This is a genomic window from Streptomyces sp. NBC_00461 (assembly GCF_036013935.1).
In the GTDB taxonomy this organism is placed as follows: Bacteria; Actinomycetota; Actinomycetes; order Streptomycetales; family Streptomycetaceae; genus Streptomyces.
Map to the genome: position 1 here is coordinate 3,401,274 of NZ_CP107902.1, position 14,358 is coordinate 3,415,631.

The following is a 14,358-nucleotide window of genomic DNA, read 5'->3' on the forward strand; positions in this document are numbered from 1 at the left end:
GCCGCCCCCAGGCCCCCGCTTCGGCCTGAACGGCCTCGTCCTCAAACGCCGGACGGGCTGAAAAGCAGCCCCCTCCGGCACGGGCTGCCTCGTCCTCAAACGCCGACCGGGCTGGAAATCAGCCCCCGATCGCACTTTCTCCTGTCGCAAAGGACCCATCCATGCCCCGGCAACTCCACCTCAACGCCTTCCTCATGAACACCGGCCATCACGAGGCCTCGTGGCGGCTTCCCGAGAGTGATCCGTTCGCGCACGTCGAGCTGGCCCACTACGTACGGCTGGCGAAGATCGCCGAGCGCGGCACCTTCGACTCACTGTTCCTCGCCGACGGGCCGCAGCTGTGGAGCAATCTCGCGCAGCGCCCCGCCGGGGCCCTGGAGCCGCTCACCCTGCTGACCGCGCTGGCGACTGCCACCGAGCACATCGGGCTGATCGCCACCGCCTCCACCTCCTACAACTCGCCCTACAACCTGGCCCGTAAGTTCGCCTCGCTGGACATCATCAGCGGCGGCCGGGCGGGCTGGAACATCGTCACCACCGCCGGTGCCGAGGCGGCGCGCAACTTCGGTCTGGAGCACGAGCCCGCGCACGCCGAACGGTACGCACGGGCCGCGGAGTTCCTGGATGTCGCCGTCAAGCTCTGGGACAGCTGGGAGGACGACACGGTCGTCGGCGACAAGGCGGCCGGTGTCTGGGGCGACGACGCGAAGATCCATCCGCCCCGGCACAAGGGGACGTACTTCAGCGTCGAGGGTCCTCTCAACGTCCCGCGCTCACCGCAGGGTTACCCGCTGCTCGTGCAGGCGGGGTCGAGCGAGGACGGCAAGGCGTTCGCGGCCCGGTACGCGGAGGCGGTGTTCACCGCGCAGCAGACCCTCGCCGACGCGCAGGCCTTCTACGCCGACCTCAAGTCCCGTACGGCGGCGGCCGGCCGGGATCCCGAGCACATCAAGGTGCTGCCCGGGATCGTGCCGGTCATCGGGTCCACGGAGGCCGAGGCACTCGCGAACGAGCGGGTCCTGGAGGACCACATCGTGTACGCGCACGGCGTGGACCGCCTGGAGAGCCTCCTCCAACTACAGCCCGGCACCCTGGAGTTGGACCGGCAGCTGCCCGCCGACCTGCCGCCCGAGGACGCCATCGAAGGCGCCAAGAGCCGCTACACGCTCGTCGTCGAACTCGCCCGACGTGACCGTCTCACCGTCCGGCAGCTGATCGGCCGGCTCGGCGGCGGGCGCGGCCACCTCACCTTCGCCGGAACGCCCGAGCAGGTCGCCGACGCGATCGGGACGTGGTTCACGCAGGGCGCCGCGGACGGCTTCAACATCATGCCCGCCGTGCTGCCGTCCGGCCTGGAGACCTTCGTCGAGCACGTCGTCCCGATCCTCCGCGCCCGGGGCCTGCTCCGCGAGGAGTACGGCCCGCGGCAGACCCTCCGGGAGCGCTACGGCCTCCCCCGCCCCGCCAACCAGCACCTCACCACCACTCCCGCACCCGTCCTCGTCTGAAAGGGACCGCTCATGTCCGGCATCGAAATCCAGAAGGTCACCGCGCACATCGGCGCCCGGGTCTTTGGCGTCGAGATCTCCAAGCCCCTGGACGAGGAGACGGTCGTCGCGATCCGCGAGGCCCTCAACGTCCACAAGGCTCTCGTCTTCGACGACGTGAACCTGGACGACGAGGGCCAGCAGGCCTTCGTCCGCCACCTCGGCGACATCACCACCGCCCATCCGACGGTGTCGTCCGTGGACGGCGTCCCGAACGTCCTGCCCGTCGACAGCGAGCGGGGCCGCGCCGCCAACAACTGGCACACCGACGTCACGTTCGTCCTCAACCCGCCGCAGGCCAGCACCCTGCGCAGCATCAAACTCCCGCCGTACGGCGGCGAGACCCTGATCGCCAGTTCCGCGGCCGCCTACCGCCAGCTGCCCGAATCGCTGCGGCGGCTCGCGGACACGCTGTGGGCCGAGCACACCAACGACTACGACTACGCCGTACCGGACGAGGAGGTCGACGAGCAGCTCGCCGCCCAGCGGGCCCAGTTCACGTCGATCAAGTACCGCACGGTCCACCCGGTGGTCCGCGTCCACCCGCTCACCGGTGAACGCGGCCTGTTCATCGGCGGGTTCGCGCAGCGGATCGTGGGCCTGTCGCCGGCCGAGGGACGCAAGATCCTGGACCTGCTCCAGGCGTACGTCACCCGGCCGGAGAACATCCTGCGCCACCGCTGGTCCGAGAACCAGCTCGTGCTGTTCGACAACCGCATCACCCAGCACTACGCGGTCGACAACTACGACGGTCTGCCGCGCCGTCTGCACCGGGTGACCGTCGCCGGTGACGTGCCGGCCGGCATCGAGGGCAAGGAGAGCTACTCGATCGAGGGGGACGCCTCGCACTACACGTCCGTAGCCGCGTAGTCACACCCTGCGACAGGCGCGTCCGGATGCTGGGCAGTCTCCCCCTGCGAGCGGGGAGGCTGCCCAGACTGTGGGCGTTTTTGCCCATCTATTGCACTGGACGAGCCGGGCCCATGCCGAACAGCACCACCACGGTCGAGACACCGCCTCAGGCGGACGACGCCACTCTGTCCCACAGCCTCAAGCAGCGTCACCTGTCGATGATCGCCCTGGGCGGCGTCATCGGCGCGGGCCTGTTCGTGGGCTCCGGCGCGGGGATCGCCGCCGCCGGCCCCTCCATCGTCATCGCCTACGCCCTCTCCGGCCTGCTCGTGATGCTGGTGATGCGGATGCTCGGCGAGATGTCGGCCGCGTACCCCTCCTCTGGCTCCTTCTCGGCGCACGCGGAACGCGCCATCGGCCCCTGGGCGGGCTTCACCGCGGGCTGGTCCTTCTGGGTGCTGCTGTGCACCGCCGTGGGCCTGGAGGGCATCGGGGCCGCGAAGATCGTGACGGGCTGGCTGCCGGGGACGCCCGAGTGGGCGTGGGTGGCCCTCTTCATGGTCGTCTTCTGTGCCACGAACCTCGCCGCGGTGAAGAACTTCGGCGAGTTCGAGTTCTGGTTCGCGGCCCTGAAGGTCGGCGCGATCAGTCTGTTCCTGGTGCTGGGTGTGCTGGCGATCGCCGGCGTCCTGCCCGGCACGAACGCCCCGGGCACCTCGAACCTCACCGACTTCCTGCCGCACGGCAGCGAGGGCCTGATCATCGGCGTGCTCGCCTCGATCTTCGCGTACGGCGGCCTGGAGACGGTCACCATCGCGGCGGCCGAGTCGGAGGATCCGGTGCGTGGCGTGGCGAGCGCCGTCCGCACCGCCATGTGGCGCATCGCGCTCTTCTACATCGGCTCGATGGCGGTCATCGTCACCCTGGTCCCCTGGGACTCGAAGGAGGTCGTCGAGAAGGGCCCGTACGTCGCCGCCCTCGACCACCTCGGCATCCCCGGCGCCGGTCAGCTCATGAACGTCGTCGTCCTGGTCGCCCTCCTGTCGGCCATGAACGCCAACGTCTACGGCTCCTCCCGCATCGCCTACTCGCTGGTGCGGCGCGGCCTGGGCCCGAAGGCGCTGGGCCGGGTGTCGGGCGGGGTGCCGCGGGTCGGCGTCCTCGTCTCCTGCGTCTTCGGCTTCGGGTGCGTGGTGCTGAGCTACTGGCGGCCGGACGACGTCTTCCCCTGGCTGCTCAACATGATCGGCGCGGTGATCCTGGTCGTCTGGCTCCTCATCGCGGTCTCGCAGCTGCGGCTGCGCGCGCAGCTGAACCGGGAGGCCCCACAGAAGCTGGTCGTCCGCATGTGGGCGTACCCGTGGCTGACCTGGGTCGCGCTGGCGGCCATGGCGGCGATCTTCGTCCTGATGGCCCGGGATCCCGGCACCCGCACCCAGCTCTGCTACACCGGCGGAATGACCGCGGTCCTGGCGGCCGTCGGGTACGCCCGGCAGAGGACGCGCGCCAACGCCTGACGCTCCGCCCGCGCCGAATCACGAGGCCGCGAAGTCCCGGGCGAACGTGCTGCTGCCGGCTCCCTGAGAGCCCCCGCGAGGACGTGACTCGCGGGGGTTTCCCATGCCGCTAAGGCCTTCGTCGCTGCTACGGCTTTCGTCCGAGGCCGCCGTGCTGGCCGATCGGCGTGGTCGCCGCACCCGGCTCCGGATGCCACAGCGGGACGGACACGATGCCCGGTTCCACCAGTTCCAGCCCGTCGAAGAAGGCCGTGATCTGCTCCACCGGGCGCAGGAAGTACGGCACCGCGCCCGTCTCGTTGTAGGCGTCCTGGGCCCGCTCGTACTCGGGGTCGGTGCCGCGTGAGCCCTCGTTGAGGGAGAGGTAGCTGCCGGAGGGCAGGCCCGCCAGCAGGCCCCGGACCAGGTCGCGGGCCTGGTCGTGGTCGGCGACGTGACCGAGGATGCCGCTGAGGATCAGCGCGGTCGGCCGTGTGAGGTCGAGGGTCTTTCCGGCCGCTTCGAGGATGCGGTCGTGCTCGTACAGGCTCAGGTCCTCGTACGCCGTCACGCCCTCGGGCGTGGAGGTGAGCAGGGCACGCGCGTGGGTGAGGACCAGCGGGTCGTTGTCCACGTAGACGATCTTCGCCTCGGGGGCGTGGCGCTGGGCGACCTCGTGGGTGTTGTCGACGGTCGGCAGACCGGTCCCGACGTCCAGGAACTGCCGTACGCCCGCCTCCGTGACGAGATACCGGATGCTGCGTCCGAGGAAGGCGCGACTGCTGCGGGCGATGGTGACGATGCCGGGGAAGACGGCGGTGTAGGCGTCACCGGCCGCCTCGTCCACGGGGTAGTTGTCCTTGCCGCCGAGCCAGTAGTTCCAGATCCGGGCCGAGTGCGGCACGGAGGTGTCGATGTCCGTCATACGGTCATCCTCCTACTCCTCGTCCGGCTCGCACGGCACGTTCAACGAGATCAGCCCAACCGACATGACATCCATACGGAGTTCGGTGACCGCGGCGTTGCGCAGCTGCGGGAAGACACGGCGGTAGTCGGAGAGCGGGACGGACAGCAGACCGCACAGGACCAGCCGCAGCAGGGTGTTGTGGGCGACGACCAGGACGCGTCCGGCGTCGTGGGCGGCGGCGATGCGGTGCAGGGCGGCGGCGCCCCGTGCGGCGGCGGCCCTCGGGTCCTCGGCGCCGGGGAACGGGTGGGCCACCGGGTCGGCGCGGAAGGCCTCCGCCGCCCTCGGGTCCTCGCGCGCGAACTCGGCGAGCGTCCTGCCCTCCATCACCCCGAAGTCGCATTCCCTCAGGTCGGGTTCGCGATGCGGGGCGAGGCCGAGGGCGCGGCAGGCGGGGTCGGCGGTGGCGGTCGCCCGGGAGACCGGGGACGTCCAGATCGCGTCGACGGGATGGGCCGCGGCCCAGCGGCCGAGGGCCTTCGCCTGCGCGCGGCCCGTGTCGGTGAGCGCCACGTCGCTCACCCCCGCGTAACGGTTCTCGGCGTGCCAGACGGTCTGCCCGTGCCGGGCCAGCAGAAGGGTCGTACTCATGAAGGCGAAGTATCCACGGTGAGCCGCCTGTGTGCGTGGGCCGCCACCGTCGGCGAAAGCCAGCCCCGTGCCGTCAGTTCGTCGACCAGGCGGGAGTACGGCTCGGCGAACAGCGCCGTACGGCCGGGGCGCGGTTCGAGGACCGTGTCGATGCGGACCATGCGTTCGGCGACGTCCGTCAGGGGGCCCGATCCCGTGCCGTGGGCGGCCAGTGCGGCCATGCCCAGGGCGGGTTCGGTCTGCTTCGGTACGCGGGCCGGGCGGCCGAGGACATCGGCGCGCAGCTGGTTCCAGTACGGGCTGCGGGCGCCGCCGCCGGTGAAGGTGAGCGGGCCGTCCAGCGGCGCGCCGAGGTGGTCCAGATAGTCCAGGCAGAGCCGTTCCGCGAAGGCGACGCCTTGCAGCAGCGCGGCCCACAGGTCGGCGTCGCCGTCCGGCTCGCCCAGGACCAGGGCGGAGGCGTCCGGCGCGAGGAACGGGAACCGTTCGCCGGACGACACAAGGGGGTAGGCCACCGCGCCCGAGGGTTCGTGGGCTGCCGCCCGCGCGTCCATCGTGGCCGGGTCGGCGCCCGCGAAGGCGGCGGTCAGCACCCCCGCGCCCACGCTGGACGCCCCGCCGGGCAGCCAACTGCCGTCCGGTGCGCGGTGGTTGTAGACCACGCCGGTGGCGTCGTGGATGGGGGTGACGGAGGCCCCCTTCAGGACGAGCGTCGTGCCGAGCACCGAGTTCCAGGAGCCGGGGCGCAGCGCCCCGGACGCGATCTGGGCCGCGCAGCCGTCGGTCATCCCGGCGATCACGGGGGTGCCGGCCGGGATGCCGGTGGCCTCGGCGGCGGCCGGGCAGACCTCGCCGAGGGGGGTGCCGGGGCGGACGACGTCGGGCAGGGAGGGCGCGTGGGGGACGGCCGGCCAGGCGTCGCGCTCCACGTCGTACGCCGTCTTGAGGGCGTGGCTGGAATCGGTGGGGACGGGGTGGCCGACGAGGCGGGCGGTGACGATGTCGGGCTGGTGGGCGATGTGCCCGTGCCCATGGGTGCGCAACAGCCACAGCGCCTTCGGCAGCCCCCAGGTGTTCTGCACCGTGAGCCCCGCCCCGCGCAGCCGCTCCCCCTCGGCCCACGCCCGCCCGTCGTCGTACATCAGCGCGGGGCTCACGGGCCATCCCGCCGCATCCGTCAGCAGCACGGTCCCGGACGTCCCGCACACCGCGAGCCCGCCGACCCGGGCGGGCCGGTCCCTGAGCGCGACCCGGGCCGCCGCGCACACCGCCGTCCACCACTGCTCCGGATCCTGTTCGTGCCGTACCCCGTCGCGCCGCCCCTCCAACGGGGCCGAACCGGCGCCGAGGACCGTGCCGTCGGCGGTGACGAGCAGCACGCGGACGCTCTGTGTGCCCAGGTCGATCCCCAGCCACGCGTCACGCTCGTGTCCCATCCGGACCTCCCATGGATCGCGACCCGGCATGTGAACTTCTCACTCTGCACCGATATTTTCGCGTGCGCGAGGGATTGACGGTCATCTTCCGCCGTTACACCCTCTGTTAACGAGTCGACTCGACGTGTCAACCAAACAGCGCACCGGGCCCAACCCCACGCGGAGGTCACGGATGGACACGCACGCGCACGACCGCCGACGCTTCCTCGCCCTCACCGCGGGGGCCGCCGCGACCCCGTTACTCGCGGCCTGCGGCGCGGGCTTCGGCGGGGACGACAACAGGAGCGACGGCTCGGCCGCCGACGACGTCACCGGCTCCTTCGACTGGAAACGGGAGAAGGGCACGACGGTCAGGGCACTGCTCAACAAGCACCCGTACACGGACGCCCTGATCGCCGACCTGAAGTCCTTCACCGAGAAGACCGGCATCAAGGTCGAGTACGACGTCTTCCCCGAGGACAACTACTTCGACAAGCTCACCGTCGACCTGTCCAGCGGTCGCGCCTCCTACGACGTGTTCATGCTGGGCGCGTACATGGTCTGGCAGTACGGGCCGCCGGGCTGGCTGGAGGATCTCGGGCCCTGGATGCGCAACTCCTCGGCCACCGGCGCCGAATGGGACCAGGCCGACTTCTTCCCCAACCTCCTCCAGGCCGACCAGTGGTCGCTCAGGGCGGGCGCGCCGCTCGGGCAGGGCGGACAGTACGCGCTGCCGTGGGGCTGGGAGACGAACGTCGTCGCCTACAACACCGAGGTCTTCAAGAAACTCGGGCTGAAACCGGCGGAGACCTTCGACGAGCTGCGCGAGATCTCCGGGGCCATCAAGAGGAAGGCGCCCGGGGCCGGTTACGACGGCATGTACGGGATCGCCGTGCGCGGGTCCCGCAGCTGGGCCACCATCCACCCCGGCTTCATGACCATGTACGCCCGCAACGGCCTGCACGACTTCACCGTGAACGGCGGCAAGCTGAAGCCCGCCATGAACACCCCGGAGGCGATCGCCTTCACGCAGGACTGGGCCGGCATGGTCAAGCAGGGCGGGCCGCCGTCCTGGACCTCGTACACCTGGTACCAGTGCTCCAGCGACCTCGGCGCGAAGAAGGCGGGCATGCTCTTCGACGCCGACACGGCCGCCTACTTCCAGGCGGTGAAGGGCGCCTCCCCCGCCTCCGGGAAGATCGCCTTCCACCCGGGGCCGAAGGGACCGGACGGCTCCCTCGCCACCAACATGTGGATCTGGTCGCTCGGCATGAACGCCAAGTCCAAGAGGAAGAGCGCCGGTTGGCTGTTCCTGCAGTGGGCGACCGGCAAGGAGCACCTGCGCAAGGCCGCCATCACCGGCAACCACATCGACCCGGTGCGGAAGTCGGTCAGCCAGGACGCGGCCTACAAGGACAAGATGAAGCACCTGCCGGGCTTCATCGAGACCTTCGAGACGGTCGTCGACCAGACGAGGATCCAGTTCACCCCGCAGGCCCAGTTCTTCGACGCGACCACCAGCTGGGCCGCGGCCCTCCAGGAGATCTACGGCGGCAAGAACGCGAAGTCGGTACTGAACGGCCTGGCGGGCGACCTCGCCTCCAAGGTGGGCTGAGCGGCGATGGGCTGGCGGCTGACCCTGCGCCCGTACGTCCTCATCGTCCCGGCGCTGCTGCTGACCTGCGGGATCCTCTATCCGTTCGGACTCGGGCTCTACTACACGCTGTTCGACTTCTCGGCGAGCAAACCGCAGCCGGACATGGTGCGGTTCGAGAACTACGAGACGGTCTTCACGCAGGACGCCTTCTGGAACTCCGCGTGGGTGACCGTGCTGTACGCCGTCGGAGCCGCCGCGGTCGAGACCGTGCTCGGTGTCGCCGTCGCCCTGCTGCTGCACCGTTCGTCGATCGTCGGCCGGGTGCTGGAGAAGATCCTCATCCTGCCGCTGATGATCGCCCCGGTGATCGCCGCGATCATCTGGAAGCTGATGCTCCAGCCGTCGGTGGGGGTGGTGAACCACCTGCTGAAACCCTTCGGGCTGGGGGGAGTCCAGTGGACGGACACCCCGGCCGGCGCGCTGCTGTCGTCGATCGCCGTGGACGTCTGGGTCTACACCCCGTTCGTGGCGATCCTCGCCCTGGCCGGTCTGCGGTCGCTGCCCACCTCCCCCTTCGAGGCGGCGGCCGTGGACGGCGCGGGCTGGTGGTACACCTTCCGGCGGCTGACCCTGCCGATGCTGTGGCCGTACGTCCTGGTCGCGGTGATCTTCCGGTTCATGGACTCGCTGAAGGTCTTCGACATCATCTACGCCCTGACGGAGGGCGGCCCGGGCGACTCGACCGTCGTCCTGCAGATCCGTGCCTACCTGGAGGCGATCCGCTTCCAGCGCTACAGCTTCGGGATCAGCTACACGATCGTGCTGTGGGCGGTGGTGTACCTGGCCGCGATGGTGCTCGTACGCCATCTCGGCACGATCCAGCGGAAGGCGGCCGAGGCGAAATGACCGTCAGGAAACGCCTGTTGGGATGGCTGGCCGATGTCGCGCTCATCCTCTACTTCGTCTTCGCCCTGTTCCCGATCGCCTGGATGGTGATCCTGTCCCTGAAGCCCGCGAACCAGCTCTTCAGCACCTACTTCTCCTTCACGCCGACCCTCGACGGGTACCGGACCGTCCTCGGCGACAGCGAGGGCATCCCGTTCGTGCGGTTCTTCGTCAACAGCCTGGTGGTGTCGGTGGGGGCGGTCGTGCTGTCGCTGGTGGTCGGGCTGCCGGCGGCGTACGCGTCGGCCCGCTGGCGGTTCAAGGGCTCGGAGAACCTGATGTTCACGCTGCTGTCGTTCCGGTTCGCGCCCGAACTCACCGTGATCATCCCGCTGTTCGTGCTCTACCAGAAGCTCGGCCTTTTCGACACGTACGTCGGCATGATCTGGGTCCTGCAGCTCGTCACGCTGCCGCTGATCGTGTGGATCATGCGGTCCTACTTCGCCGATCTGACACCGGAGCTGGAGCAGGCGGCCCTGCTGGACGGGTACTCGCGCAAGCAGGCGTTCTTCAAGGTCGCCCTGCCACTGGTCAAGCCGGGCATCGCGGCGGTGTCGCTGCTGGCCTTCATCTTCGCCTGGAACAACTTCGTCTTCCCGCTGATCCTCACCTCCAGCGAGGCCCAGACGGTGACGGTGGGCGCCCTGTCCTTCCTCGGCGGCGACCGCCCCAAGTACAACCTCACGGCCGCGGCGGCGCTGGTGTCGGTCGTACCGCCCCTCCTGTTGGCCCTCACCATCCAGCGGTATCTGGTGCGGGGGCTGTCGTTCGGTGCGGTGAAGTCGTGATCGGGCTGCGGGGGATCACCAAGGCGTACGGCAGGGTCACCGCCCTCGACGGGCTCGAACTGGACGTACGCGAGGGCGAGTTCTTCTGTCTGCTCGGTCCGTCCGGTGCCGGCAAGACGACCACGCTCAAGACCGTCGCCGGGCTGGAACAGCCCGACTTCGGGACGGTCCTGCTCGACGGCAGGGACATGGCGGGCGTCGAGCCGTACGACCGGGGTGTGGCGATGTGCTTCGAGAGCTACGCCCTCTACCCGCACCGCTCGGCCTACGACAACCTGGCCTCCCCGCTCCGCTCGCCCCGCCACCGCCTGCCCGCCGCCGAGGCCCGCGACCGGATCGGCGCCATCGCCGAACTGCTCGGCATCAGCGCCCTGTTGGACCGCCGGGTCGGACAGCTCTCCAACGGCCAGCGGCAGCGCGTCGCGCTCGGCCGGGTCCTGGTCCGCCCCGCCCGCGCCTTCCTGCTCGACGAGCCCCTCTCCCACCTCGACGCCAAGCTCCGCCAGCAGATGCGGGCCGAGCTGAAGGCGATCGGAGCGGTCCAGAACACGACCACCCTCTACGTCACCCACGACTCCCTGGAAGCGCTGGCTCTCGGCGACCGGATCGGGGTGATCCGGGACGGGCGGATCGTGCAGACGGGGACGCGGGAGGAGATCTGGTACCGGCCGTGCGACACCGAGGTGGCGCGGGCCTTCGGGCGGCCGCGGATCAATCTGCTGCCGGGGACGGTGACCGAGGACGGCGGCTTCCGGTCGACGGACGGGAAGGTGGAACTGCCGCTCCGGGTGAAGGCGCAGGCCGGCACGGACGTACTGGTCGGCGTGCGGCCCCGGGACATCGCGCTGAAGGGCGTCGCCGGCCACGAACTCACCGGCACCGTCTACGTCACCGAGGTGCTCGGCCGTTCGGTGGAGGTGACGGTCCGGCTCGGCGGGCAGCACGCGTCGCTGGTCGTCCCGCGCGGCGACACGGCCGGGCTGCGTCCCGACGATCCGGTACGGCTGACCGTCCGGCCTGAGAACCTGCTGCTGTTCGAGGCCGACCGGCCCGGGCGCCCAGGACGACTGATCGGGACACGATGAGCAGCACCAGCAGCGCGCATCAGCAGGGGCCCGCGGCCCGCCAGGCCGCCATGGCCGAGCAGGTCCTGGCCGACGGATCGGCGACGGCGGCCGAGCTGGCCGAACGCTTCGGGGTGAGCCTGATGACCATCCACCGGGACCTCGACGAGCTCGAACGGCAGGGCATCGTCCGGAAGTTCAGAGGTGGGGTGACCGCCCAGCCGTCCGGGGTCTTCGAGTCGAACGTGCAGTACCGGCTGAAGACCATGCGCGCCGAGAAGGCCGCCGTCGCCGAGCACGCGCTGAAGTCGATAGAGCCCGGCATGGCGATCATGCTGGACGACTCCACCTCCACCCTGGAGATAGCCCGCAGGCTCCGCCTCGGCGACATCACCCCGCTCACGGTCGTCACCAACTTCCTGGAGGCCATCAACCTCCTCTCCGACCAGCGGGGCATCCATCTGATGGCCCTGGGCGGGGAATACGACCCGCTGCACTCCTCCTTCCTCGGCGTCTCCTGCGTCGAGGCCGTCCAGTCGCTGCGCGTGGACGTCTGCTTCGCCTCCACGTCGGCCGTGCACGGGGGCTACGCCTACCACCAGGAGCAGCACATCGTGTCCGTGAAGCGGGCGATGCTCGACTCGGCCGCCCGCAACGTCCTGCTGATCGACCACACCAAGCTCGCCCGGGTCGCCCTGCACCGGGTCGTCCCGCTGTCCCGCTTCGACCTGCTCCTCGTGGACGACGGGGCGTCGGCGGAGGCACTGCGGGACCTGGACGAGCACAAGGTCCGTTACGAGGTGTGCACCACGACAGCCACCACGGCCTCGACTATCACGACAGCCACAAGGGGCGGCGATGACCGAGCTGGAGCTACGTGATCTGCGCAAGACGTTCCGGTCCCGGGGCCGGCCGTCGGTGGACGCCGTACGCGGCATCGACCTCGCGCTGCACTCCGGGGAGCTGCTCGGGCTGCTGGGCCCCTCGGGCTGCGGCAAGTCCACGACCCTGCGGATGATCGCCGGCCTGGAGACCGTGACCGGCGGGGACATCCTGGTGGCCGGCAGGTCCGTGACCGACCGTCCCGCCCAGGCCCGCAACATGGGGGTCGCCTTCGAGAACTACGCGCTGTATCCCCCGCTGACGGTGGCGGAGAACCTGGCCTTCGGGCTGAAGGCACGCAGGGGGAGCGATCGGAGGGACGTGGCGCGCAAGGTCGCCGAGATCGCCGACCGCGTCGACCTCACCGGCATCCTCGACGCCCGCCCGGCGGGCCTGTCCAGCGGCCAGAAGCAACGGGTCTCCCTGGCCCGCGCACTCGTCCGCGAACCGGACGTACTGCTCCTCGACGAACCCCTCTCCCACCTCGACGCCGCCCAGCGCGACACCACGCGCCGCGAACTCAAGCGCATCCAGCGGGACTTGGGCCATACGACGATCCTTGTCACGCACGACCAGGAGGAGGCCCTCTCCCTCGCCGACCGGATCGCGGTGATGAAGGACGGCGTCATCCAGCAGCTCGGCACGCCCTACGAGATCTACGACAGCCCCGCCAACGTGTTCGTCGCGGACTTCGTCGGCGAACCCGCGATCAACCTCCTCCCCGGCATCGCGGATGCGGACGGCCACGCCCGGCTGTCGGCCGCGGTCAGGATCGCGCTGCCTCTCCCGGTGCCGGCGGGCCGCGAGGTCGTCGTCGGTATCCGCCCCGAGGACCTGCACCTCACCGGCGACGAGGGCCTGCCCGCCCGGGTCGTCGCCCACGAACCCCTCCTGGAGGCGGGCATCGCCACCCTCGCCCTCGACGGCGTCGAACGCTCCCTCGTCGTCCTCACCGACCCCGAGGTGCGCCTCGCGCACGACGAGCCCGTACGGGTCACCGCCGACGCGCGCCTCACCCATGTCTTCGACGCCGAGACGGGAGACTCCCTGCGATGAGCGATCCGACGAGTGAGCCGATGAGCGAACCGGTGAGCGAACCCGTGCGGGTCGTCGCCGCCGGTGACCACTTCATCCTGCCGTCGCTCATCACGGCGGCGATCGGCCGTGAAGCCGCCTGTGACGTGAGCGAACTGACCCTCGGCTGGCCGCTGGAACCCTTCGGCCCGGTCGCCGAGGTGACGGAGGCCAGCGACGCCGAGGAGGAGCTGATCGATGCGCTCGTCGGCGCGACCGTGCTGGTCACCCAGATGGGGCCGGTGACGGAACGCGTCCTGGAGGCGTGTCCCGACCTGCGGCTGGTCGTCGTGTGCCGGGGCGGACCGGTCAACGTCAACCTGGACGCGGCCAAGCGGCACGACGTCCGCGTCTGCTTCGCCCCGGGCCGCAACGCCGCCGCCACCGCCGAGTTCACCGTCGGCCTGCTCCTGTCGGCCCTGCGCCGCATCCCCCAGGCACACAACCTCCTTGCAGGGCAGGGCAGTTGGGAGGGGGCGACGTACTACACGTACGAGCACAGCGGTCTGGAGCTGGAGGACCTGCCCGTCGGGCTGGTCGGCTACGGCGCCGTCGGCAGCCGGGTGGCCCGCGCGCTGTGCGCCTTCGGCGCGCAGGTGATGGTGCACGACCCCTATGTGCGCGGCGAGATCCACGGTCTGCGGGTCGCCTCGCTGGACGAACTCCTGCGCCACTCCCGGGTGATCACGCTGCACGCCCGGCTCACGCCGCAGACCTACGGCCTGATCGGCGCCCGCGAACTGGCGCTGCTGCCGCAGGGCGCGGTGGTCGTGAACGCGGCACGCGGCCCGCTGCTCGACGAGGACGCGCTGTGCGACGCCCTGGAGAGCGGGCAGGTGTCGGCCGCCGCCCTCGACACCTACGTACAGGAGCCGTTGCCGGCGGACTCACGGCTGCGCGCGCTCGCCGAACGCGTCGTACTGACCCCGCATCTGGGCGGCGCCTCGCGCGCGGTGGCGGAGAAGGCGGCGCGGATCGCCGCGGCGGAGGTGGGGCGCTGGGTGCGCGGGGAAGCGCTGGCGCACGCTCTGACCTGAGTGCCGGGAAGTGTCGTCGTTCGCATGCAGCGCCGTCGTGGCCGGTCGCGCCCGCGCGGCCAAGCCGCACACCGATACCGCCCGCGTCCCTCCGGGGCGCTGC

Annotated in this window: 13 protein-coding genes; 10 read left to right on the plus strand and 3 right to left on the minus strand. The window is 70.6% G+C overall.

Annotation, left to right across the window (positions count from 1 at the left end; all coding sequences use genetic code 11):
- Positions 1–161 precede the first annotated feature (161 nt).
- From OG870_RS15970 to OG870_RS15980, 3 genes are all read left to right on the plus strand, one after another.
- Complete coding sequence (locus OG870_RS15970; protein WP_266584592.1) at positions 162–1,508, plus strand: LLM class flavin-dependent oxidoreductase; 1,347 nt, start codon at positions 162–164, stop codon at positions 1,506–1,508.
- Positions 1,509–1,520: 12 nt separating this feature from the next.
- A complete protein-coding gene (locus tag OG870_RS15975; RefSeq protein WP_266514381.1) occupies positions 1,521–2,417 on the plus strand; it encodes a TauD/TfdA dioxygenase family protein in 897 nt (298 codons plus the stop codon).
- A gap of 113 nt (positions 2,418–2,530) precedes the next feature.
- Entirely contained in the window at positions 2,531–3,916 is a 1,386-nt protein-coding gene (locus OG870_RS15980) for an amino acid permease (RefSeq protein ID WP_266584589.1), read from the plus strand.
- A 127-nt stretch (positions 3,917–4,043) separates the two neighbouring features.
- On the opposite strand, the gene OG870_RS15985 is transcribed toward OG870_RS15980, so the two are convergent.
- From OG870_RS15985 to OG870_RS15995, 3 genes are read right to left on the minus strand one after another with little or no spacing between them, the layout of a single operon-like run.
- Positions 4,044–4,820 carry an SAM-dependent methyltransferase gene (locus OG870_RS15985; RefSeq protein ID WP_266584587.1) on the minus strand — a complete coding sequence of 259 codons (777 nt, stop codon included), beginning with the start codon at positions 4,818–4,820 and terminating at the stop codon, positions 4,044–4,046.
- A 12-nt stretch (positions 4,821–4,832) separates the two neighbouring features.
- Positions 4,833–5,453, minus strand: coding sequence for a histidine phosphatase family protein (locus OG870_RS15990; RefSeq protein ID WP_266514387.1), 621 nt, complete (start codon positions 5,451–5,453; stop codon positions 4,833–4,835).
- Positions 5,450–6,889 (minus strand): FGGY-family carbohydrate kinase, encoded by a 1,440-nt coding sequence (locus tag OG870_RS15995; RefSeq protein WP_327691003.1) that lies wholly within the window; start codon positions 6,887–6,889, stop codon positions 5,450–5,452. Before OG870_RS15995 ends, OG870_RS15990 begins: the two co-directional genes overlap by 4 nt.
- A 172-nt stretch (positions 6,890–7,061) precedes the next feature.
- Between OG870_RS15995 and OG870_RS16000 the strand changes: the two genes are divergently transcribed.
- Genes OG870_RS16000 through OG870_RS16030 form a run of 7 tightly spaced genes read left to right on the plus strand, consistent with a single transcriptional unit; the run spans position 7,062 to position 14,255 of the window.
- On the plus strand, positions 7,062–8,483 hold the full coding sequence (locus tag OG870_RS16000) for an ABC transporter substrate-binding protein (RefSeq protein ID WP_266584585.1): 1,422 nt from the start codon (positions 7,062–7,064) through the stop codon (positions 8,481–8,483).
- A 6-nt stretch (positions 8,484–8,489) separates the two neighbouring features.
- Complete coding sequence (locus tag OG870_RS16005; protein ID WP_266514395.1) at positions 8,490–9,371, plus strand: carbohydrate ABC transporter permease; 882 nt, start codon at positions 8,490–8,492, stop codon at positions 9,369–9,371.
- Positions 9,368–10,198 carry a carbohydrate ABC transporter permease gene (locus tag OG870_RS16010; protein ID WP_266584583.1) on the plus strand — a complete coding sequence of 277 codons (831 nt, stop codon included), beginning with the start codon at positions 9,368–9,370 and terminating at the stop codon, positions 10,196–10,198. Before OG870_RS16005 ends, OG870_RS16010 begins: the two co-directional genes overlap by 4 nt.
- A complete protein-coding gene (locus tag OG870_RS16015) occupies positions 10,195–11,283 on the plus strand; it encodes an ABC transporter ATP-binding protein (protein ID WP_266924219.1) in 1,089 nt (362 codons plus the stop codon). The genes OG870_RS16010 and OG870_RS16015 overlap by 4 nt, the downstream gene beginning before the upstream one ends.
- Complete coding sequence (locus tag OG870_RS16020; protein ID WP_327691004.1) at positions 11,280–12,143, plus strand: DeoR/GlpR family DNA-binding transcription regulator; 864 nt, start codon at positions 11,280–11,282, stop codon at positions 12,141–12,143. Before OG870_RS16015 ends, OG870_RS16020 begins: the two co-directional genes overlap by 4 nt.
- Positions 12,121–13,200: an ABC transporter ATP-binding protein gene (locus tag OG870_RS16025; protein ID WP_266584581.1), complete on the plus strand. Its 1,080-nt coding sequence runs from the start codon at positions 12,121–12,123 to the stop codon at positions 13,198–13,200. Before OG870_RS16020 ends, OG870_RS16025 begins: the two co-directional genes overlap by 23 nt.
- Entirely contained in the window at positions 13,197–14,255 is a 1,059-nt protein-coding gene (locus OG870_RS16030; protein ID WP_405624328.1) for a 2-hydroxyacid dehydrogenase, read from the plus strand. Before OG870_RS16025 ends, OG870_RS16030 begins: the two co-directional genes overlap by 4 nt.
- Positions 14,256–14,358 lie beyond the last annotated feature (103 nt).